The 21,246-nt window shown below is 38.6% G+C and carries 17 protein-coding genes and 1 tRNA gene; 3 read left to right on the top strand and 15 right to left on the bottom strand.

Translation table 11 applies throughout. The features are described from left to right. Nucleotides 1-21 precede the first annotated feature (21 nt). The 5 genes from T501_RS13715 to T501_RS13695 all read right to left on the bottom strand — a co-directional run bounded on the left by T501_RS13715 (nt 22) and on the right by T501_RS13695 (nt 9,572). A complete protein-coding gene (locus T501_RS13715; RefSeq protein ID WP_044915404.1) occupies nt 22-1,494 on the bottom strand; it encodes a fibronectin type III domain-containing protein in 1,473 nt (490 codons plus the stop codon). A 145-nt stretch (nt 1,495-1,639) separates the two neighbouring features. Then, the gene (locus T501_RS13710; protein ID WP_044915403.1) at nt 1,640-3,454 is read right to left on the bottom strand and encodes an ABC-F family ATP-binding cassette domain-containing protein; all 1,815 of its coding nucleotides are present in this window, start codon (nt 3,452-3,454) and stop codon (nt 1,640-1,642) included. Nucleotides 3,455-3,505: 51 nt separating this feature from the next. Next, complete coding sequence (locus tag T501_RS13705) at nt 3,506-5,728, bottom strand: AAA family ATPase (protein WP_044915402.1); 2,223 nt, start codon at nt 5,726-5,728, stop codon at nt 3,506-3,508. After that, nucleotides 5,728-6,027, bottom strand: a complete 300-nt coding sequence (locus T501_RS13700) for an ATP-dependent Clp protease adaptor ClpS (RefSeq protein ID WP_026512251.1) — start codon at nt 6,025-6,027, stop codon at nt 5,728-5,730. The genes T501_RS13705 and T501_RS13700 overlap by 1 nt, the downstream gene beginning before the upstream one ends. 230 nt (nt 6,028-6,257) lie before the next feature. Beyond that, nucleotides 6,258-9,572 carry a discoidin domain-containing protein gene (locus T501_RS13695; RefSeq protein ID WP_197027963.1) on the bottom strand — a complete coding sequence of 1,105 codons (3,315 nt, stop codon included), beginning with the start codon at nt 9,570-9,572 and terminating at the stop codon, nt 6,258-6,260. 290 nt (nt 9,573-9,862) lie between these two features. On the opposite strand from T501_RS13695, the gene T501_RS13690 reads away from it, so the two are divergent. Continuing rightward, complete coding sequence (locus tag T501_RS13690; RefSeq protein ID WP_044915399.1) at nt 9,863-10,726, top strand: LysR family transcriptional regulator; 864 nt, start codon at nt 9,863-9,865, stop codon at nt 10,724-10,726. Between the two features lie 150 nt (nt 10,727-10,876). Here T501_RS13690 and T501_RS13685 read toward each other — a convergent pair whose 3' ends face one another. From T501_RS13685 to T501_RS13660, 6 genes are all read right to left on the bottom strand, one after another. Continuing rightward, nucleotides 10,877-11,152, bottom strand: a complete 276-nt coding sequence (locus T501_RS13685) for an acylphosphatase (protein WP_026512254.1) — start codon at nt 11,150-11,152, stop codon at nt 10,877-10,879. Between the two features lie 392 nt (nt 11,153-11,544). Further along, nucleotides 11,545-12,372: a sugar ABC transporter permease gene (locus tag T501_RS13680; protein ID WP_026512255.1), complete on the bottom strand. Its 828-nt coding sequence runs from the start codon at nt 12,370-12,372 to the stop codon at nt 11,545-11,547. After that, nucleotides 12,369-13,655, bottom strand: a complete 1,287-nt coding sequence (locus tag T501_RS13675; RefSeq protein WP_026512256.1) for a carbohydrate ABC transporter permease — start codon at nt 13,653-13,655, stop codon at nt 12,369-12,371. The genes T501_RS13680 and T501_RS13675 overlap by 4 nt, the downstream gene beginning before the upstream one ends. Nucleotides 13,656-13,667: 12 nt before the next feature. Continuing rightward, nucleotides 13,668-15,122 (bottom strand): sugar ABC transporter substrate-binding protein, encoded by a 1,455-nt coding sequence (locus T501_RS13670; protein WP_050008313.1) that lies wholly within the window; start codon nt 15,120-15,122, stop codon nt 13,668-13,670. Continuing rightward, a complete protein-coding gene (locus T501_RS13665) occupies nt 15,119-16,795 on the bottom strand; it encodes a glycoside hydrolase family 13 protein (protein WP_044915397.1) in 1,677 nt (558 codons plus the stop codon). Before T501_RS13665 ends, T501_RS13670 begins: the two co-directional genes overlap by 4 nt. Nucleotides 16,796-16,804: 9 nt before the next feature. Then, nucleotides 16,805-17,560, bottom strand: coding sequence for a hypothetical protein (locus tag T501_RS13660; RefSeq protein WP_026512259.1), 756 nt, complete (start codon nt 17,558-17,560; stop codon nt 16,805-16,807). A 149-nt stretch (nt 17,561-17,709) separates the two neighbouring features. Here T501_RS13660 and T501_RS13655 point away from each other — a divergent pair, with 149 nt between their 5' ends. Next, nucleotides 17,710-18,600 (top strand): LacI family DNA-binding transcriptional regulator, encoded by an 891-nt coding sequence (locus tag T501_RS13655; RefSeq protein ID WP_026512260.1) that lies wholly within the window; start codon nt 17,710-17,712, stop codon nt 18,598-18,600. Between the two features lie 125 nt (nt 18,601-18,725). Here T501_RS13655 and T501_RS13650 read toward each other — a convergent pair whose 3' ends face one another. Beyond that, nucleotides 18,726-18,926, bottom strand: a complete 201-nt coding sequence (locus T501_RS13650) for a P-loop NTPase family protein (RefSeq protein ID WP_044915395.1) — start codon at nt 18,924-18,926, stop codon at nt 18,726-18,728. Between the two features lie 105 nt (nt 18,927-19,031). Between T501_RS13650 and T501_RS13645 the strand changes: the two genes are divergently transcribed. Beyond that, a complete protein-coding gene (locus T501_RS13645; protein ID WP_155994864.1) occupies nt 19,032-19,565 on the top strand; it encodes a histidine phosphatase family protein in 534 nt (177 codons plus the stop codon). A gap of 3 nt (nt 19,566-19,568) precedes the next feature. Here T501_RS13645 and T501_RS13640 read toward each other — a convergent pair whose 3' ends face one another. The 3 genes from T501_RS13640 to T501_RS13630 form a co-directional block, all read right to left on the bottom strand. Then, on the bottom strand, nt 19,569-20,567 hold the full coding sequence (locus tag T501_RS13640; RefSeq protein WP_044915392.1) for a DUF4003 family protein: 999 nt from the start codon (nt 20,565-20,567) through the stop codon (nt 19,569-19,571). Nucleotides 20,568-20,681: 114 nt separating this feature from the next. After that, nucleotides 20,682-20,999 (bottom strand): phenylpyruvate tautomerase MIF-related protein, encoded by a 318-nt coding sequence (locus T501_RS13635; RefSeq protein ID WP_044915390.1) that lies wholly within the window; start codon nt 20,997-20,999, stop codon nt 20,682-20,684. A 173-nt stretch (nt 21,000-21,172) separates the two neighbouring features. Beyond that, nucleotides 21,173-21,245 (bottom strand) — tRNA-Val (locus T501_RS13630). Between the last annotated feature and the right edge of the window lies 1 nt (nt 21,246).

Below are 21,246 nucleotides of genomic sequence, written 5' to 3'. Positions count from 1 at the left end.
TTTTTTCACAGTCCCTCTATATTACTTAACAACAACCTCGAAGGTTTCTGTACTCTTTGTTCCTTTTTTCTTTGATCCTACTGCAACATTAAACTTGTATTTTCCTTTAGGAGCACCTTTCTTAAAGGTTATCTTGATCTTTCTTTTTGAATTGTTTATTTTAATCTTCGCATATTTTCTCAGCTTCTTAGAAGATGCATTCTTAACCTTGATTTTACCCTTATCCTTTGTCACCTTCATGGTTATAGACTGCTTTTTCTTCTTTAACTTAGATGCCTTAAGCTGATCTTTATCTACAGCAACAAGTGTATTCTTCTGATCTAAAACCATTATAGAAGAATTGTTGTCACTGGATGCTGTATTATTAACCTTTGCTGCTTCCTGCGGCTTTTGTGTTTCCTGATTTGACTTTGGTGCTGGAGCAGGATTTGGCTTCGGTGCAGGCGTCGGATTCGGCTTCGGTGCAGGTGTCGGATTCGGCTTCGGTGCAGGTGTCGGATTCGGCTTTGGTGCAGGTGTCGGATTCGGCTTCGGTGCAGGTGTCGGATTCGGCTTCGGTGCAGGTGTCGGATTTGGCTTTGGCGCAGGTGTCGGATTCGGCTTCGGTGCAGGTGTCGGATTCGGCTTCGGTGCAGGTGTCGGATTCGGCTTTGGTGCAGGCGTCGGTGCGGGTGCCGGCTTCGGCACTTCTTTAGGTGCTGTTACTATATTACCTGCTTCCACATATTCCATCTTGAAATCCGCGGTATTTTTTTTGTTCTTCACATTATAAGTATATGAAAATAAACATGAAAATGCGTATGTGGTACTTGGATTTAATCCACTAATTTCATATACAGACTTATTGACGTTGTAGTTATTATATATCGGTCCAATTTCTAAAGCTTTTTTTCTGGCCTGCCTTATCGCAGTAGCTGCATCTGTGGTTTGAGGAACATATGAATAAGTAACCCCTGATACCCAGAAATTTGTACCACCTGCTGCAGCAACATTGGATTTTAATGTATTAACAACATCAGCAAAATCAAAAACTACACTGTGATCTGTAACACCGGCAATTCTCATGGAATAGGAAGAAGGTCTTGTCGTATATACCTCATCCCATATTCCCCAGACTCTGCCACCGCCACCTTTATAGTCCATATACAAATGTATATCTATTCTATATTTTTTTCCAGCCTTTAAATTTTTTACGGTATGATGGAATTGCGTACTTTTTACAGTATGAACTATTGGCTTTGCGTAGGCCCTTTTGCTTTCCTTATACTCAGATATATCAATCTTGAAATCTCTAAATTTTCCTTGATACTTTTTAGTTTCTTTATCTTTTAGCCAGCTCTTAGCAACTTTGCTCCAATCAAATGAAATTGTTGATGTGGTTGCATCGGTGATAGTAAACTCATGTTGAGCTTTAACAGTAATAGAAGACGTGCCAAACACACAAAAAAACATGCTCAGCACAAATAAAAATGTGAACAGCTTAGATTTTTTCATTATTAAGTTTCCTCCCAAATAAACTTTCCTCAAGAAAACATTCTATAATAAATCAAAAAAACATTCAACAATTATCAATTATACATTTTTGAATTTTCTATTACTGTCCATTATTTTTCACACATAAGTCTAATACTTTAAATAATCATTGGTTCATGCTTTCAAACCTATCTACCATCTCCTGCAACTCAACAAACCTGTTCATTTTATTCTCGATTTGAGCATCTACCTCCTCTTTTTCTTTACTCAGTGCTACCAGTTTGGGATAGTCCGTGGCAGCTTCAGCTATTTTGCCCTCAAGCTCAGTGCTCTTTTTTTCTAGCTCTTCTATCTCTGCTTCGATATTGTCGTATTCCCGCTGTTCTTTAAATGAAAGCTTGGTTTTTTCCCGTGGCGCACGGTATTTTCCCTTAGTTGTCTTATTCTCTGTCTGATTATCTGCATTTACATTATCAGTACGGATTGCTTCCTCAGAGTTTTTCTTATGAACTGCATAGTCTGAATAGCCGCCTTCACTCTGATACAAAGTTCCGTCAGATTCAAAAGCAAATATTCTTGTAACTACACGATCAAGAAAATATCTATCGTGACTTACCGTAATAATAATTCCGGCAAATCCGTCAAGAAAGTCCTCCAGGATCCTGAGTGTCTGAATGTCAAGATCATTGGTAGGCTCATCCAGAACGATAACATTCGGCTGTTCCATCAAAACTCTCAAAAGATATAATCTTCTCTTTTCTCCACCTGAAAGCTTGGAAATCGGCGCATACTGCATATCCGGTCCGAATAAAAATCTGTCACACATTACAGAAGCAGAAACTAGACCATCTGATGTTCTGATAAATTCTGCAGTATCCTTTATATAATCAATAACTCTTTTTTCTTCATCCAGGGCTTCGTTTTCCTGCCCAAAATAGCCAATCTTTATAGTCTGTCCGATCTCTACTGAACCCTCATCCGGTGAGATCAAACCTACTATGCATTTCAAAAGTGTTGACTTACCACAGCCGTTTGGCCCGATAATTCCAATTCTGTCAAGCTTATTGAAAGTATATGAAAAGTCTTTAAAAAGTGTTTTACCTTCGTAAGACTTGGAGATATGTTCAAGGATAATAGTTTTATTTCCCATTCTGCTGGGAAGTGCACTAAGTTCTACCTGTCTTTCGTCTTCAGGTCTTTGCCTGTCACGAAGCTCTTCGAATCTCTGAATATGTGCCTTTTGTTTGGTTGAGCGTGCTCTTGCTCCTCTCAGCATCCAGGCAAGGTCTTTTCTATAAAGAGCCTGTGCTTTTCTCTCAGCAGCCTGTTCATAATCAAGACGTTGTTGTTTCAACTCAAGAAATCCGGAATAATTGGATTCATAGCGGTAAACATTGCCATTATCAATCTCCAAAATCTGATTGGTAACTTCATCAAGAAAGTACCTGTCATGAGTGATCATGAGAAGAGCGCCTCTGAAATGTCTGAGATACTCTTCAAGCCACTCAATCATATCAGAATCAAGATGGTTAGTTGGCTCATCCATAATCAGAAGATCAGAAGGAGTCATGATCGCAGCGACAAGTGCTGCTCTTTTCCTCTGTCCTCCTGATAAAATTGAAGGATCACATTCAGGATCATCTATTCCAAACTTGGCAAGATTAGCTTTAATTTCACCTTTTTTGTCCCAGTGATCTCCACCGGCATAGATTTTATCTGTGATGTTTTCCAAAAGATTTTTGCTCATATCAAAAGCCGGATTCTGTGGAAGATACGCAATTCTAAGGCCTTTACTTGCCACTATCTGTCCGCTGTCAGGCTCGGTAACTCCGGCAACAATTGAAAGAAGTGTGGATTTACCTGTTCCGTTGGTTCCTACTACTCCAATCTTATCCGTATCACTGATGCCAACTGAAATCCCGCTGAGAACAGGCTTTGACATATATATTTTTGATATGTTTTCTACGTTTAAAATATTCATTAACTAAATGCTCCAATAAAATTTCAAAATATCTGTAAAGGCTCATCAACCTCACGAACCGATTTCTTTTGTCTTAACTACAAATTCTCCCTTCGAAGCAGAAATAGTAATTTTACCACCTTTACTCAACTTTCCAAATAGTATTTCATCCACAAATAGCGGTTTTATATCATTTCTTATAACTCTGTCTACTTCTCTGGCCCCAAATTCCTGACTAATGCCGCGCTTTTTTACAAGCTCCTTTGCCTTCTTGTCTGCTGTTACTGCTATCATCTTTTCTTTTAACTGCTCTGACAATTCTGAAAGCTTCTTTTCTACTACTCTCTCCGCCATTTTTTCATCCATACTGTTAAAAGAAACCACTTTGCTGAGTCTGTTTCTGAATTCAGGCTGGAATGTCTGCTTTACCGCATCCATCAAGGCTCCCATATTGTGATTGTCACTGACAAAACCTATTCCGCTTTTACCCAGAAGATTTGCACCTGCATTTGATGTCATTATTATGCAGACATTTCTGAAATCTGCTTTTCTTCCCTGATTATCCGTAAGAGTTGCGTAATCCATAACCTGAAGAAGCACATTGAAAATATCAGGGTGAGCTTTTTCTATCTCATCAAGAAGTAGTACTGCTGTAGGATTTTTCCTTATTGCTTCAGTGAGAATTCCTCCCTCCTCATATCCAACATATCCTGCAGGCGATCCGATGAGTTTTGCCACCGAGTGTTTTTCAGCATATTCACTCATATCAAATCTCACAAGCCTGACCCCGAGCTCATCTGCAAGACTCCTTGCTATTTCAGTCTTACCAACACCTGTGGGTCCAACAAACAAAAGACTTGCCAGGGGCTTACCTTCCTCAGACAATCCCGCCTTTGAGAATTTAACTGCATTTACAACCTGCTCTATAGCTTCATCCTGGCCATAAACGCGCTTTTTAAGTCTCTCTTCAAGCGTTGCAAGCCCTGCAAGATCATCGGTTTCTATGGTCTCAATAGGGATTCTGCATATCTTTGTGAGTATCTCATTTATGACTTTCTTATCTACTGTAAGGTCATTTTTGACACCAGGATGAAGTTTTCTGAAGGATCCTGCTTCATCTATTATGTCTATTGCCTTATCCGGAAGGAATCTTTCATTTATGTACCTGCTGCTCATTTTTACAGCGTATTCTACTACATCATCACTGTATTTAACTCCATGGTAAAGCTCGTACTTCTCTTTAAGTCCGTTCAATATTTTGACACACTCATCCTCGGAAGGTTCCTTTATTTCAATGTTCTGAAATCTTCTGATAAGGCTCTTGTTTTTCTCAAAATATTTCTTATATTCTTCGTATGTAGTCGCGCCGATAAATCGTATATGTCCATCAGAAAGGTAAGGCTTTAGCATGTTGGAAGCGTCGAATGAGCCTTCTCCTACAGCACCGGCTCCGGACAAATTATGAATCTCATCGATATATATGATGGGCTTCTCCTCTTTTCCTATTTCCGATAAAACCTTCTTGAATCTTTTTTCAAAATCTCCTCTGTACTGGGTTCCTGCAAGCATTCCTCCAAGATCGAGAGCAAATACCTTTGCACCCTTTATTGCATCCGGAACTTCGCCTGATTTTAAAAGCTCTACCAGTCCGTAAGTTATTGCTGTCTTTCCAACTCCCGGTTCTCCTATATGGAGCGGATTATTTTTTTCCTTTCTGCAAAGAATTTGAATCGTCCTTTCCAGCTCTTCTTTCCTTCCTATAAGAGGATTAACATCCTGCAAAGTTTCATTAAGGCACGGAGCATATAATTTCCAGTTATTTTCCCTGTCTACGGCTGTTTTATCCTGCATACTCTGATCTATATCAAGCTGATAATCCTCTATATCAGCCATCTCCTGCAAAAGATCTGCCTCCATGATTCCCTGCTGTTCCATGTAGTACAAAGCATAGCTCTCCTCAAGATTCCAAAAGGCATGCACAAGATGTCTTATATGAATCTTGTCGCTGGAGCTTGAATAAGCACTCTGTCCTGCAAATGAAATCAAATAATTAAGGCTTAAGGAAATCTCCGGATCTTTATCATTAACTTTTTCAACATATTCTTCCAAATATGAAAGTAATTGTGCCGAAAGCAGATTGATATCACCACCACACTCTAAAAAGGCTTCTGTAAACACAGGTGTTTCCAGGATAAAAAGGAGCAGCATTTCCGGTGTGACATATTCATAGTTATTGTCTTTTGCAAAATTCACAGCCTTTTGCAAAACTTCCATTGCTTCTTTTGATAAATTCATCACGCCTCCTCCACTGTCATCCTGAAAGGATAACCTTCATTTTTTGCTCTGGTAAGGGCAGCATTTACTTTCGTTGTTGCGAGATCATAGGGATATTTCCCGACAACAGCATGTCCGTTTTTATGAACATTCAGCATAATAGCCTCTGCCGTTACCTCATCCTTATGAAATATATCAACAAGAACTTCCACTACGAACTCCATTGTAGTGAAATCATCGTTATGCATTACCACATTATATTGTCTTGGTTCCTTAATCTTACTCTTGGAACGCTCTTTAGTCGCACCTTGTGTTGCCATTTCAAATCCTCCAATTTATATGATGACTACTTATGCCATTCAATCGTAAAAAACATTAGAAAGTCAAATATATTGTATATCATTCCATCTGTTTTTTTCATAGTAGTTTTATAATACCTTGCTAAGTGTGTATCCCATCGGAACGTTTTTATTATAGAAAACCAATGTAAACTCCTACATGAAAAGAAAACAACCCCTAAACATAACGCTTAGGAGTTGCTTCTAGAGATTTATTTCTTAGTTTTTACGATCTTTGTCTTTCCCCAGTTAGAATAAATCTTCAGGTCACCGGATTCTTTGTAGGTACGAACCCTTACATAATACTTCTTATTAGCTTTAAGTTTGCTGATTTTCTTGCTTGTCTTGGATTTCTTTACGAAAACAGACTTTGTACCGTTTTCAAACTTCTTATCTGTACTATACTGAATTTCGTATCCATTGATACCCTTTACTTTTGTTTTTGATTTTTTGAATTTAACCGTAAAGGATTTTTTACCGGCACTTATCTCAGAAACACTTGCCTTCTTCTGCTTTTCATCAATGGTTTCTTTAGTGCTTTCTTCAACATTCTGAACCTGCACTACTTCAGTAACTTCTGATTTTGATACAGATTCATTTTGAGGTGCATTACCGGTCTGCGTTTTTACTTCAGGTACAGTTTGTGAAGCGTTTCCACCTTCTGTTCTTCCTGTGGAGCCGTTCTGATTAGTATTTCCGTTTCCGGGAGTTCCTTCAGAGCCACTCTGGTTTGAATTTGAATCATTCTGACTTGCATTCCCGTTTTCAGGAATTACTGCCGAATCATCCTGATTCTGGTTTTCGTTTTCAGGTATTGTACCCTGCTCTCCAGGATTTTCATTTTCATTATCATTTCCGGACTCAGTGTCTTCATCCGTATCCTTATCTTCAGTAGCAGGCACATCCTTCTTTATAAGTTCAAGTCCTTTAGCAGTGTCATATACAGCTGTAACAGATGATGCCCCATTAAGGCTAAGAACTGTTGTCTGAAGGAGCTGATCGTCAACATAGATGCTGACATTATGCTCACCTGCAGGAAGATAATCTGTAAATCTGTATTTCTTCAGAGAAGTCTGTACCATTTCTTTTCTGTCTTCTCCAAAGCTGACAGTTACATTGGCTTTACCTGCCTCCTGATCATATGTGCTTCCATCTGCCAATTTATATGTAACCTTTCCTTTATTTATTGAGTCAAACCACTCACCTGTAATTGAGTTTACAAATAACACAAATGTATCTGTTTCTTTATCGGTTGCAGGGAATGTTACGGTTGCATTCGAGGAAGGAACCTCTCCGTTACTCCATGCCCCGTCAAAGTTTATCTTAAACTCATAAGATACAGAGTTTTCAGGAACTGTGTATGTGTAGGTACGCTTAAACACACCACCACCAATATAATCAAGGCAGGAAGGTGTATTTGCCTGATCCCAGCCACCAAACTCTTTAAATTCGTTTATGCCTGTTCTGTTGAAAAAGTTTCCTGTCCAATGCGCTGTCTTCTTGATATCCTGAACTACATTGCCATTAGCATCCTTATGACTGTCAAAACCAGTCACGATTTTATCCTTGTCGGCAAAATATCTCACAATTACATTTTTCGAAGAGCCAGAAACTGTGCACTGTCTCTCCTTGACAACATTTCCGTTTACGATGATGCTGATGGTGTTATCTCCGGAATTAAGCGGCAGGATAGCTTCATACATATTCCCATCATAAAGCGCCATATTTGCGACCTGATCACCTGCCTTAACCTGAAGGAAATCACCTGGAAACGCCTTAACTGTTACGTTTTCTTCTTCCTCAGAATGCTCATCATTTGAAGGAGCAGGATTTTCAGGCTCTGCAGGTTCATCTGTATTTTCCGGTATTTCACTTTCCCCGGGTTCCTCTGTCTGCTCAGGTCTCTGATAATATGCCTCTATCTCAAACATACTTACATAAGGTCCTGAGAATGAAGAAACATGAACTCTTAAATATCTTCCCTCTGTTTCGTCAAATTTTATATCAAGTGGTTCTGTGGAAGTACTCTCACCGCTTGCAACAACACGATAGCCGCTGTCATATGAATCAGACATTTCTACAGTAAACACGGCATGTTCAGTGTTTACATAAGTACCTGTTCCACCAAAATACAGAATTACTTCATCAAGTTTTGTACTCGTTCCGAAATCTACTGCATACCAGATATCCGGATCCTCTTCATGGGATACTAAAAATGATGTGTAGCTTCCATCTGTAAGGTTTCCAACATTTCTTGCTCCGATTCCTCTCGTTGAACCTCTTCCGTTAGAAGAAGCGCTACCCTGCTTACCCTTTGCAAGGTTTGTATTGCTGTCCATGCCTCTTCCTTCAAGACTCGGCACATTTGTAAGATCCTTATATATACCTGTATATTTAAGTGATGTTGCTTCAATGAGATTAACAGTTTCTGCATTATATGAAACTCTGTTATTTTTATAATCTGCACTTTCTACCAAAGCCTTTAAAGCATCGATATCTTCTGAAGTAAAACTGAATGCTTCTTCTTTTCCTGTAAGTGTGTAGTAAATAGTACTTGCGGATATCAGGCTGGCAAGATCGTTACCATGAACATTATCACCCTTCCTGTACCACTTTTTGTTCTTATCAAAATAAAGCTCATAATAAGCTTCACCTGCCGGTGCGAGTTTTGCATTAAAATCTTTTGCAACTGAGACGTAAGCATCAGTTACTGTTGTCTGCATGCTTTTAAGAACATCTTCATTTGCCCAGGGCATATAAAAAACGAGCTGTGGCTGTGAAGGCGCTTCCTGAATCCATGGATAAAAAGCCTCTGCTCCCTGACGTAAAAGAGCTTCTGAAAAACCTGAGGATTTTTCCTGAAGAATTACGAAATCATAACCACCATTTACAATAGCCTCTCTGGTACTATCCTTTAAGATATCAGCCTGATCAAACAAGGATGCTCCCATCTGTGTTCTGGTATCAACCTGTGCAGTTACTCCATCAAGTGCATAAAGCGCTGTCAGTTTTCCTGCCACATCGTTATATCTGGTAAGACTGTTTCCTACCATGAGGATCTTTACAGTATCTGGAGCTTCATCATCAGCAAGATTGACTGACAGAGTTGTGAATTCTTCATCCCCTGAAGATTCAGCCTCTGCCGCATCATCTGCTGTTGTTTCTTCAGTCTCTGTAACTTCTCCATTTTCTGCAACTTCTTCATTTGCCGGAGTAACATCAGTAATAACTTCATCTCCATTTCCTGAGGTCACAGTGCCGGATAATGTGACATTCTCTTCGATTTTTTCACTTTCCGTTTCGTAAGACTCGGCTTCTTCGCCTATTTGAGAATTGATATCAAAAATACCTGTTTCATCGACATTCTCAAAATCCTGTGATTCATTACCTGTCACGAGTTCTTCCAACTGCGTGTTTTCTGCTGCAAATGATGTTAACGTCCCCTGTTGTAACACCATCGTCACAAAGACGATTGCAAGCATTAATCGCGCTAAAAGTTGTTTTCCCTTTCGCTTTTTTCCTCCCATAAACATTAGTTTCTCCTTTTTTCTCTTCCCACCGCAGATTCGGCAGCAAAATCCCGCAGGAAGTGCATCTACTTTACTGTAATGTGCTGCCTATAAGCGCCAATAAAAGTATATCTAAGAGAAAAATTGAAAAAAAATATCAAAACCTATATAATCTTATATATATTTATATATATGCAAATCTATAGCCATACTGCGGTTAATCCTGTATTAAGTTCATCTTATATCTGAGCTAAATACAAAATGCACTTACCACCTTTTCACAAAACTTATATTCACAGAGGACTCGAATGAATCTATTGGAACTACGCTATTTCAGAACTGCTGCAACACTGGAGAATTTTTCAAAAGCTGCCGAGCATCATCTCATACCGCAATCAGCTGTAAGTATTACAATTAAAAAACTTGAAAATGAGCTTGGTTGCAAGCTATTTGACAGATCCGGGAAGGCAATAAAATTAAATGCTAATGGCAAGCGTTTTTTAGAAACCGTCGACCGCTCACTTAGCATTCTGGATGAAGGAATTAATTCCCTCAGGAAACCTTCCGTAAAAGGTATTGGAATAAATATTCAAAGCGGAATACATTTTATGACTTATCTTGTTCCTGATTTTGAGAAAAATTATCCCGGTATAAGAATTTTCTTTTTGCAGGGGAATGCTGTCAAAAATAAGGAAGCGGATTTTACCTTTTTCCAGCTTCCAATAGACGACAATAAATATGAATATAAAGTACTGATGGAAGATGAAATAATGGCAGCTATACCAAAATCTCATCATCTGTCCGGTAAAAAGGTTGTTGATTTAGAGAAACTCTCTGACGAGTCTTTTATCGCATATGATCCGAATAATCAGCTAAGAAGATTCACAGACTCATTGTGCAAAGATGCAGGATTTGAGCCAAGCATATCCTTTGAAGCTGACGATATGAAAAGCCTGCGCTCCATGGTTGAAGCGGGTCTTGGTATCGCTCTTGTTCCTTCCACATCCTGGCTCCAAAGTATGTCAGGATATGCATCTCTTATGCAGTTAAAAAATCATCCCACAAGGACTCTGGCTTTGGCATATCCAAAAAACAAAAAATTAAGTCCTGAAGAACAGCTTTTTTTGGAGTTCACAGAGTCCTGGTTCAGTAATCTGTCGGCTACTGTATAGTGTAGCTGCTTATATTAACTCGACTATATGTTTACAAAATGAATCCCACAGCTGTTTTTAACTGTGGGATTTAAATGCGCAATTATATTTGATGCAATTATACTATCCTATCACAACCTTTTTGTCTATATATGCCCAAACAATTTCAGTTTAATATTTTATTTGAAATGAATGCTCTTCTTCCAAGGGTATTGTAGCCATCGTCATATCAAGCACATCGATATAGCGACCTTCCTTTACCTGCTCGATAAACCTATAAATGGAATCTCTGTCCCCCTGAACTTCTACAGTGACAGAGCCATTCCACTCATTTTTAACCCATCCTGTCAATCCCAATCCGGTAGCAACATGGTATGCTCTATATCTAAAACCAACACCTTGTACATATCCTTTGAATATCAAGTGTGCTCTTATCTTTTCATTCATAATCTATTCCTTCAATACTCACTGGAAATCAGGATGTTCACCTGACCACCCTTCCTGTTATTAGGGTTATTTACAATTTCTATGAATATTTTTATTGTAGCAGATGAAGTATATATTGGGGCTAGTGTCTTGTCTGAATGACAATTTGATAAATTACTTGTCTAATTCTCAATACGCTTCGTCATCTTCAATCGCCGTAGCCACCGCTACGACTCATTCAGATTCCTAGCCTATTGAGAATGATACTTCGTAATTTAATCAAAAGTCACCCAGACAAAACACTAGAAATGTTTGAATTTCAAGCAGCCTGCTATGTCCATCACAAAAGACAAAAAAAACAGGCACATAAGTTTTAACTTATTATGCCTGTTCTCCACATTTGAAGTATTTTTTTACTGTTTAACAGCACCATCCGATACTCCTGCAACCAGGAATCTGGAAAGAGAAAAATAAAGAATTACTATTGGAACTGCAATAAAAATAGCTCCGGCAGCGAATCTTGAGAATTCAGTCTCTCCCAGGTGGGTAAGACCGACAGCAACAGTCCATAGATCTCTGTTTTTCAGAAGCATATTTGGCAGAATAAAATCACTCCAGGGCCATGCAAAAGATGTCAGAGCCGTGTAAACAAGTATCGGCTTGGACAAAGGGAGTGTTACCTTCCAAAAAATCTCCGGATTGGTTGCTCCATCAATTCGCGCAGCTTCATATATAGAATTACTTATAGTATCAAAATATCCCTTCTGAACCAAATATCCCATTGGCGCTCCGGCTGAATATATCAGAATCAGACTCCAAAGGTTATTTATCATATTGAAATTGATCATTATAAGATAAACCGCTGTCATTCCCATAAAACTCGGGAACATACTTAATATCAGAGTCGTTTTCATAAGTGGTTTTCTCATTTTGAACCTGAATCTGCTCATGGTATAAGCTGTGAGTATCACCAGAATTGTAGAAATCACACATGAAAAGCCTGCTATAAACAACGTGTTCCTAAGCCAGCTGGGATAATCATACATCTGAGTATCTGAAAAAAGCTTCACATAAGTCGCCGTGCTATAACTCTTCGGAAAAAATCCGTCAAAATCATATATCGAACCTGACGAAGAAAATGAAGCCAGGATCAGCCAGAATACCGGAAAGAAAAACACTAATGAAACCGCGATCAGAATCAAATATGTAATAATAACTTCAGAGATTTTCTCTTTTTTCATCTGAATGTATCCTCCTTTTTAAAGGCTGAAGAATTTACATAAGCTGTAAGTGATATTACAGACGTGATAATGAAAATAATCAGACTGACAGCCGCACCTATTCCATAATAGTTGTTATCTATGGAAAGGTTGTACAGCCAGTTAATAAGCAGGTCTGTATCACTTGCAAGGAAATAATCATCAAGATACAATCCGCCTCTTAAAAAGTAGAACACGCCAAAATTATTGAAATTCCCAACAAAGCTTGTTATAAGCGTCGGAGTAGTCGAAAACACAACAAACGGTAATGTCAGATTGGTAAACTGCTTCCATCTGCCTGCTCCGTCAAGCGAAGCTGCTTCGTACAATTCATTATTCATGTTGGAGAGAATACCTGTTGCGAGAAGCATCGATGTAGGTATTGATATCCATGCATTTACCAAAAGTCCTATTATTCTGGCTCTCCATCCGGCATCTATATCAAGAAATCCAATACTTGTTCCTCCCATAGCTTTGATGTAATAGTTAATTGGTCCGCCATAGGAAAACATAAATTTAAATCCTAAAAGTGTAATAAATCCCGGTACCGCATAGGCGATGATAGGAAAAGCTCTCCATATCGCTTTACCCTTTACACACCTTTTATTCAGCAGCAGTGCCAACAGAAGTCCGCCAAAATAATTAAGCAGAGTTGCACAAATTGCCCAGGTGATATTCCAGCCAAGAATTTTAACAAAGGTTCCCTTTATTCCTGATAGAGAGAATATCTGCCTGAAATTATCAAGTCCTATCCAATCGATGAGCTTAGGTGGAACGATGTTTCCACCATAGTTCGTAAATGCGATGAGTATCATAAAAATGATTGGCAAAACATTAAATATCAGAACCCCGATCACAGGAAAAAACAGCGCCACAACATAAAACTTTTTATCCACAAATGCCAGCACTGATCTGTAAAAGGAAGGCAACATTTTGCCGCTTCCGGCAAGTCTTTCTGTCTCTTTTATGTCTTTAATATTGGCTAAATAGAAAATTATAACGGCACCAAGTATCAAAAAAGAGAGAATTCCCCGGAGCATCATGATAACTGAATCATCGCCCTCTGTTCCAAGCCATGGATCAGCTTCAACAGTGCCCAAAGTGAAAAAACCTGTCATATCACCTATACCTGAGGTGAATAAGTACCACAGGTATAAGCCCAAAATTCCCATGTATAGCAGTCCCTTTATGCGCTGACCATACAGGAACTGCCCAAGTCCCATTATTATATAGGAGCATTTAGTTTTTATACTACTTGATTTCATTACAACTGCTCCTTAATTTGACAATGTATAGATTGCATCATAGATACTCTTAGATGTGCTCTCCAGTGCAGTCTGCATTGCATTTTCATCTGCGTATTTTACAGCTTCGTTCTTCTTTTCTCTGAACGCATCCTTGGCCACATCGCTAAGGAGTGTTCCAACAGGATCCCAGATCTGATCTACAGCCTTTACTGAAGGCATAAGATAAATATGTCCTTCATTTAAGCTCTCAAATATCATTGATGTTACACCACCTATGTCACCAGCAACATCAGATCTTGTAGGAGCTATTCCCAAAAGCTCTGCCCTTTTTGCAACCATGTCATAGCCTGTAGCAAAGTTAACGAATTCAATACAAGCCTCTTTATTTTCGGTATAGGCGCTTATTCCATACCCATTTACACCTCCCATAACGATAGTATCCTTGTCCTTTTCATCAGAGGAAAGATCACCGGAAGAAGGCATTTTTGAAGGAAGTTCCACCATACCAAGATTTTCGGTCGCCTTTTCATCTGCTTCGTTTTCACTAAGACCCTCGTTCTGATATACTTCTTTTAATCTGTCATGGAAAAGCACATAGGTATCAGGTGTAGAAATTGAGCAAAAATAAGTACCATCTGCAACCTTTGAATATCTGCTCTGCTTTATTGAATCATCAAGGCTCTCCTCGCTCATGATTCCTGCGAACTGTCTGAGTGCTATCATGCCCTTTGCAGCATCTCCTTTATCAAAACCTATATCCTCAGAATTCACTGTGCCATCTTCACCCTTACCAAATACATATCCGCCATAGGAGAAGAAAAACTCTGCCATCATGTACAAATCATTGCAGGGTGCAACCAGACCATATTTTTCACCATTAGAGCTGTTTACTATTTCCTCAGAATATTTGTAAAGAGAGCTCCAATCCTCAAGAAAATCCGGTGTGCCATTGCTGTCACTATCATTAGTACTCTCCCAGCCTTCAGGTAAAAGATCTTTTCTATAAAAAAGCATCGGTTCCTGAACATTAACCGGAATTCCGCATGTATACTGCTTTCCGTCAACTGATAATGTAAATGCATTCCAGGCTTCTTCAGGAATCTTATCTGCACATTCAAAGTCTTCTCTGTTTAATGCAAGAATATGCTTGTCCTCAGCGTAAGCCATGAGCTTATCATTTGCCTGATAAATAACATCAGGACCATAACCATAAGGGCCGTTTTCTGCAAGATTACTGTATTCCTCCATGTTTGCATCAACAGCCTTTATTCCTTTGTCCTTATATGCCTCGTTGAATGCATTCAAAAGCTCGTCAAGGTAGCCTTTTTCTTTAGCAGTGTCGTTTTCCAATATTCTAAGAGTTATTTCTCCACCTTCAGCGGAAGCCTCATTATTAGTTGCCCCGCTTTTACCACATGCTGTGAGAGCGCCTGCAAGTACCATTGCAAGCATTACTACCCCTGCTCTGTTTTTCCGTCTTATCATATTTCGCCTCCATCAACAAAAAGCCTGTATTTCCATGGCTTAACTTCTATATTTTTATATATCCCTGCTTTATCAGTCTGATTAATCAAAAGTTCAGCATCTGAAACTTTTCCGTGTCTCTTAACTGCCAGAATTCTTCCGTCTTCAGACGCTTCAATTCTAGTTCCTGCATACTCAAACAAACACTCACGCCTGACATCAGATAATTTCTTTATCAAAACCTTAACATCCAGATCCTCTGTTGCTGCCTTCCAATCCATACATCTCCTGCAATCAGGGTCATATCCACCCGGTGTATAAACCTCGGTCCCATAAAATACAGAAGGCGCTCCCGGGAAAAGATATAACAGACAAAGAGCAGCTTTTAATTTATCCCTGTCTTCTGAAACTTCACTGAAAAATCTGTCGGTATCATGACTATCAAGCAAATTCAACATCATGTCATTTACTGTATCTGTATTTCTTGCTAAAATATCATTTAATTTTGCAGCTACCATTTTAGCATCCATTTTGTTATATGCAAAATAGTCAAGAGCCGCTTTGGTAAACGCATAGTTCATTATGCTGTCATACTGATCACCTCTAAGATAGTTCGAGGCATCATGCCAGTTTTCACCGATAATTACAACTTCATCCTTTGCTGCTTTAACATCTTTACGAAATCTTCTCCAAAAATCATGGCTGACTTCATCGGATACATCCAGCCTCCATCCATCAATATCGAATTCATTTATATAATATGTAGCTATCGAAATAAGATATTCCTGGACCTCTTCATTTGAAGTATTCCACTTGGGCATGTAATCACATCCTGCAAATACCTCGTAATTTAGAGGCTCTTTACACGGGAAATCTCCATCTATGACAAACCACTTATAATAAGGAGAAGCCTTTCCTTTTTTTATAACATCCTGAAACTTGTCATTAAGCTCACTCACATGATTAAAAACAGCATCCAGAACTATCTTCATGCCTCTCTTATGAAGTTCGCTTACCAGATTTTTCAGGTCCTCTTTATTTCCAAAGTGTTCATCGATCTCAAAGTAATCAACCGTATCATATTTATGATTCGATGGAGCTTGAAAAATAGGCGTGAGGTACAGCGCATTAAAGCCAAGATCCTTTATGTAATCAAGCTTTTCAATTATGCCTTTTATATCACCTCCGGCAAAACTTTTAGGATTGGGGATTTCTCCCCACTTCAGGTTTATATAATCTGTGTTCTTGTCTTTATCACCAATGGCAAATCTGTCGATGAAAATCTGATAAAAGCAGGCATCCTTTATCCAATCCACCCTTTTTAACACATCATTTTCATTGATGTATGGATATTGGAAAAAATTGTAGTATCCCTTGGTGAAATCGTAGCTTTTTGTTAATCCATCCTCGGAAAAATAATAATAATCTTTTCCATCATAGATATAGAAAACATAGGCCAGTCTGGTATCTGCAAGCTCCAGTGTCACTGAATAATAATTAAACAGCTTCCCTGTCAGCTCTTTTTCCATCTGCTTCTTTTTATGGGATTCTCCTATTTTATACTTGCTCTCGTAGAGCACCCACACCTTAATCTCATCATCACAGGCTGCTCTTAGTTTTAATATCATCTTATTGTCAGAAACAGGAAAACAATATGATGAATCCGGTATATGTTGCAATGCGTGCTGATTCATTCCTGCTCCTTACTCTGCTGCTTCTGTAACCGGATCTGAATTTCTGACAACAGATAAAGTATCCTGTGCTTCATTATCGGGATTTGTGTTAAGAGTAATTGTGTAATTACCATCCTGCTTAACCTGAACATTAGCTGTATCATCTGTACCGCCAAGACCGCCTGCATTCTCCATCTGCTCAGGATCTATATCAGTGAACTTACCAAAGCCCTTCTGTCCGTCCCATGACCAGTCATGAATGACCTGGAACTGATCACCTTCATACAAGTCTATGCTCAATGAAAATTCATTTGTATTCCCTGTAGGAGTTAACTGAAACTGTGCTTTTTCGTCATCGCTAAGGTCTGCCGCCCAGTTATTTAAAGCAAGTGATCCCTTTGCAGAAGTTCCTGCTACATACCAAAGTCTTGTATCTTCTGCAACTTCGTCTGCCCTGAAATCTCCATATAAAGTTGTATCCTTTGTAAAAGTATCAGTCGTTAAATCCTTCTTACTTGATTCCAAATATGTAGGTGTCTCAAACCAGCCATTAAACTCTCCATTATCTGTTGCCTCATAGCTTTCATAAGAAGCTGCATCCAGAACCTCTCCTGCTTTTGCAGATACAGTACCTAACGTTTCATCCTGATTCATAAAGGTTATTGTGATATCCTCTGCCACAGGCTCTTTTGCTGTGGATTTCCCACATCCTGCTAAGATCACTGTAGCCAGTAAACTCCCAGCTAATACTACTGTCAGATTTTTTGCAATTACATTATTTTTCATTTTTTATCCTCCGTTCGTCGTTGTTAACCTTGTTAAGTTAATTGTTAAATTAGTAATAACACGGCATTAACCACTTGTCAATATCAAATGTATCTGCTATTATTGGGTTAACTTGTTAACTTAACGAAATAATTAGGGGATTTCACTTTATGAGTAATGAAAAAAAAGCAACCGTTAGAGACATAGCCCGACAGGCCGGTGTATCAGTTGCAACCGTTTCATATGTACTTAACGATAAAAAGGGGGCAAAAATTAGTGACTCCACCAGAAAAAAGGTTCTTCAGGTCGCTAATATGCTTAATTACAGCATTCCCGAAAAATACAAATCCGGAACTGAACGCAAGGAGACATATTCTATCGGCGTGGTTTACGCCTTAACTCCCGAATCACCTTCCAGAAGTGCTGAGATTATGCAGCTCATTAGCCTTTTAGCTGAGCGCTTTGCAAGAATGAAATATAAATTTATTCTTATTCCTATGGAACCTTCGGCTGATTCTTATGAACCTGTTAGCGGACTTGATGGCATAATAGCCATAGATTTGAATGAACATGATTTCAAGATAATGTCCGGTAATTATTACGTTCCTGTCCTGTGTCTTGATATGATGATAAATGATTTTCTCTTTTATCAGATCCACACAGATATCGAAACCTTGGTAAAAACCGCGTCTGAAAAATTCGGTAATGATTTCTATCTTATAACTGATAAATACTACAACGAGGGATATCTCCAGTATCTCTCACTGGCCATGCCTAAAGGCAAATTTTTTATTTATTCAGAGATGTCTGATAAGGATTTTAAGAAACTTGAAAACAAAAAAGTGCTCGTTCTTGGTACTTTTCTTGGACTTGAAGTAAAGCAATTTATCTCTGAAGCTAATCTGATCGTTATTTCAACACTAGATAGCGAAAACACAGTGCCTCCAAAATCATTAACCATACATAATGATATAAATAAAAAAGCTAATCTGGCTGTGAATATCATGATGAATGCACTGGAAAAGAAATTTGATGTCAAACATGAATATAAGGTTTGCTAGACAATATCTAAACTGCCCGGAACTATAGTGTCCCGGGCAACAAACAGTATTTGCATTTGATGTGATAATCCGCAGATTTATGAAATTCTTACATTCCTACTAATTCTGCAGCAGGCACAGGGTTTTCATTTGTTTTTGCTTTCAATTATTATTCCATCTTTCATGATTAAGTTTTTCTTCATCATTTGTGGAATCACCTGATTATGAGTGACCATAAGCATAGTGATGCCGAATTCTTTATTTATTTTTTCGAGAAGAATCAGTGTTTCCTTTGCAGTAGCTGAATCAAGAGCACCTGTCGGTTCATCGCACAAGAGAAGCTTCACTGCCTAATCTCACAGTAAAGATGTAGAATCAAGATTTCTATATTTGCAGGAAAATAGTATAATCATTATGCAAAAATTTTACTGTAACATATGGAAGGAATACTTATGAACCATTTTTATTTTGTAAGACATGGCGAAACTGTGTGGAACGTTGAAAATAAGATATGTGGTGCAACAGATATAGAGCTTACAGAAAAAGGACACGATCAGGCTATCGAGGCTGGAAGAAAAATCCTTGAAATGGGCGTAACAGCAGACCTAATAATCACCTCTCCACTAATAAGGGCTAAAGAAACCGCAAGACATATTTCCGAAGTTACCAGGATACCCATGGAAATCGAGCCTCGCCTTATTGAGCAAAATTTTGGAAGATATGAATCAACTCCCAGGGATGGTGCAGAATTTCATGAAGCAAAAAAAGACCTGGCAAGTCGCTTTGGCACAGGTGAATCTATGCTTCAGGTCGCTCACAGGATATATGGTCTTTTGGATGACATTAAAGAAAGCGACAAAGAATATATCCTTGTCGCCCATAATGGTCTTGCCCGTATCATCGAGTCATATTTCAGAGAAATGACTAACGAAGAATTCTCCTCTTTTGGCATAAAAAATTGCGAAATAAAGAGGTATGATTTCTAATCCTTAATGTGAAGTTGATGCTGCAGCTGCACTCGCTGTTATGACAAGCATCATTGTTATCAGGATGGCAGTCTGTAGCGCAACTATTCTTCCTATTTCTCCACCTATTGAAGCTGCATTTGCCTTGTATTCACCTGCAAGATATGATTGAGATACCAGCATTGTTCCAAACATCAATCTGGTCTCTCTGCCCATATCAAACATACCGAATCCCTTTTTACCCTTAAGATAATCAGCAACCTCGATAATTTCTGAAACGAGCTCTTCTTTATCTACATCGATATCTATCAGTGCTCCAAGTGATGCCAGCTCGTAATCTTTTCCATACTTTGCGCCTGCATCTTTAAACGCATTATACAGATTCAGTGCCCTTTCACATTTTTCCTCAACGCTTCCTTCATAAGCTGTAAGCACTTGTGTCAGTGAATATGCAGCATCATCATGGAACGCAAAGTCCTTCTTAATTATCTGATATGATTTTTCAAGTTCAGTCAGGATATCCTCTACGCTCTTATCCGTCATGGCAAGCAATACCACAAAACAGGTATCCTCATCTGATGTAATAAAAGGATGCACTTTTTTCATTCCAACAAGAATTTCATTTGTTTTTTCTATTATTCTATCAGCCTCTGAATATTTACCCTGATCGACTATGCTCATCGCAGCAAGCACTTTGTATGATGAACCGAAAATCTTGCCCTTATTGAATTTATCATAGACGTCACTAATCTCATCTAAATATCTTTCAGGATTACCACTTAATGCCATCTTCGTAGAAATTATGATCTCGTTATATGATCTGAACTCTGAAAAAATCCCCTTTTTTTCACTGAGCAGCTTTTTTGATTCCTTTATGAGCTCCACATCTACGGCCTTATCCTTTTCTACAAAAGCAGCTGCTGCAACAGCATTTGTAAGACTATGTTCAAATATAAAGCCCTTACACATAGCGGTTTGATTATCTACTAATAATTTGCTTCTTCTTTCAATGATTTCTCTCATACCTAACCTCCCACAATAATGTAATTACATGCTATTTTACACCAATCCTATCAACATAAAATAGCCTCAAAACAATATTCTTCCAGCTATAAAACGACATTAATAAAATGTTTTTCAGAAGTTGCTTCCATTCCATCCCCAATCATCCGAACCAAAATAACTGATGTACATATGATCCGGTGCTACTCCGAGAACATCTCCGCATATACCTGTAAGTTCCTTTGTCATCTTTCCATATACATCAGATGATGCGTTCCCATAAATTTTAACTTCAATAAAAGCTGTGGGCTGTGAATCATCCCCTCTGAAATACATCGGGATACCTCCCTCGATTGCAAGCATGAGCCAGCTTTCACTTTTTCCGGGAATTATTGAGATTGCCTCTCCCAGACGCTCCTTTAGCTGTGTTTCCTTTTCCTTTAGCATGCTCATTATGTTTCTATTACAAACTATAACTTCATCGTATTTTTAATGATACCATTTTTGTCTGATTTTATCTTCATTTTGATTATTTTGGCATCGCTAAATACTAAAAAACGCTTATCTTAGGATGTTTCCCAAAATAAGCGTCAAATGTTATATCTATTTATAGTTATGCACAAAAATGGGGCCTACAGGGCTCGAACCTGTGACCCTCTGCTTGTAAGGCAGATGCTCTCCCAGCTGAGCTAAGACCCCA

Origin of the sequence: Butyrivibrio sp. WCE2006 (genome assembly GCF_000701985.1) — a bacterium.
Taxonomy (GTDB): Bacteria; Bacillota; Clostridia; order Lachnospirales; family Lachnospiraceae; genus Butyrivibrio.
This window is presented reverse-complemented; position numbering and strand designations above follow the sequence as displayed.

Coding starts and splice junctions, on each gene's coding strand:
- T501_RS13665 (WP_044915397.1), bottom strand. CDS start 16,795: ATGAATCAGCACGCATTGCAACATATACCGGATTCATCATATTGTTTT.
- T501_RS13705 (WP_044915402.1), bottom strand. CDS start 5,728: ATGAATTTATCAAAAGAAGCAATGGAAGTTTTGCAAAAGGCTGTGAAT.
- T501_RS13680 (WP_026512255.1), bottom strand. CDS start 12,372: ATGAAAAAAGAGAAAATCTCTGAAGTTATTATTACATATTTGATTCTG.
- T501_RS13640 (WP_044915392.1), bottom strand. CDS start 20,567: ATGAGAGAAATCATTGAAAGAAGAAGCAAATTATTAGTAGATAATCAA.
- T501_RS13715 (WP_044915404.1), bottom strand. CDS start 1,494: ATGAAAAAATCTAAGCTGTTCACATTTTTATTTGTGCTGAGCATGTTT.
- T501_RS13660 (WP_026512259.1), bottom strand. CDS start 17,560: ATGAAAAATAATGTAATTGCAAAAAATCTGACAGTAGTATTAGCTGGG.
- T501_RS13635 (WP_044915390.1), bottom strand. CDS start 20,999: ATGAGCATGCTAAAGGAAAAGGAAACACAGCTAAAGGAGCGTCTGGGA.
- T501_RS13655 (WP_026512260.1), top strand. CDS start 17,710: ATGAGTAATGAAAAAAAAGCAACCGTTAGAGACATAGCCCGACAGGCC.
- T501_RS13690 (WP_044915399.1), top strand. CDS start 9,863: ATGAATCTATTGGAACTACGCTATTTCAGAACTGCTGCAACACTGGAG.
- T501_RS13710 (WP_044915403.1), bottom strand. CDS start 3,454: ATGAATATTTTAAACGTAGAAAACATATCAAAAATATATATGTCAAAG.
- T501_RS13700 (WP_026512251.1), bottom strand. CDS start 6,027: ATGGCAACACAAGGTGCGACTAAAGAGCGTTCCAAGAGTAAGATTAAG.
- T501_RS13670 (WP_050008313.1), bottom strand. CDS start 15,122: ATGATAAGACGGAAAAACAGAGCAGGGGTAGTAATGCTTGCAATGGTA.
- T501_RS13685 (WP_026512254.1), bottom strand. CDS start 11,152: ATGAATGAAAAGATAAGAGCACACTTGATATTCAAAGGATATGTACAA.
- T501_RS13695 (WP_197027963.1), bottom strand. CDS start 9,572: ATGGGAGGAAAAAAGCGAAAGGGAAAACAACTTTTAGCGCGATTAATG.
- T501_RS13675 (WP_026512256.1), bottom strand. CDS start 13,655: ATGAAATCAAGTAGTATAAAAACTAAATGCTCCTATATAATAATGGGA.
- T501_RS13645 (WP_155994864.1), top strand. CDS start 19,032: ATGAACCATTTTTATTTTGTAAGACATGGCGAAACTGTGTGGAACGTT.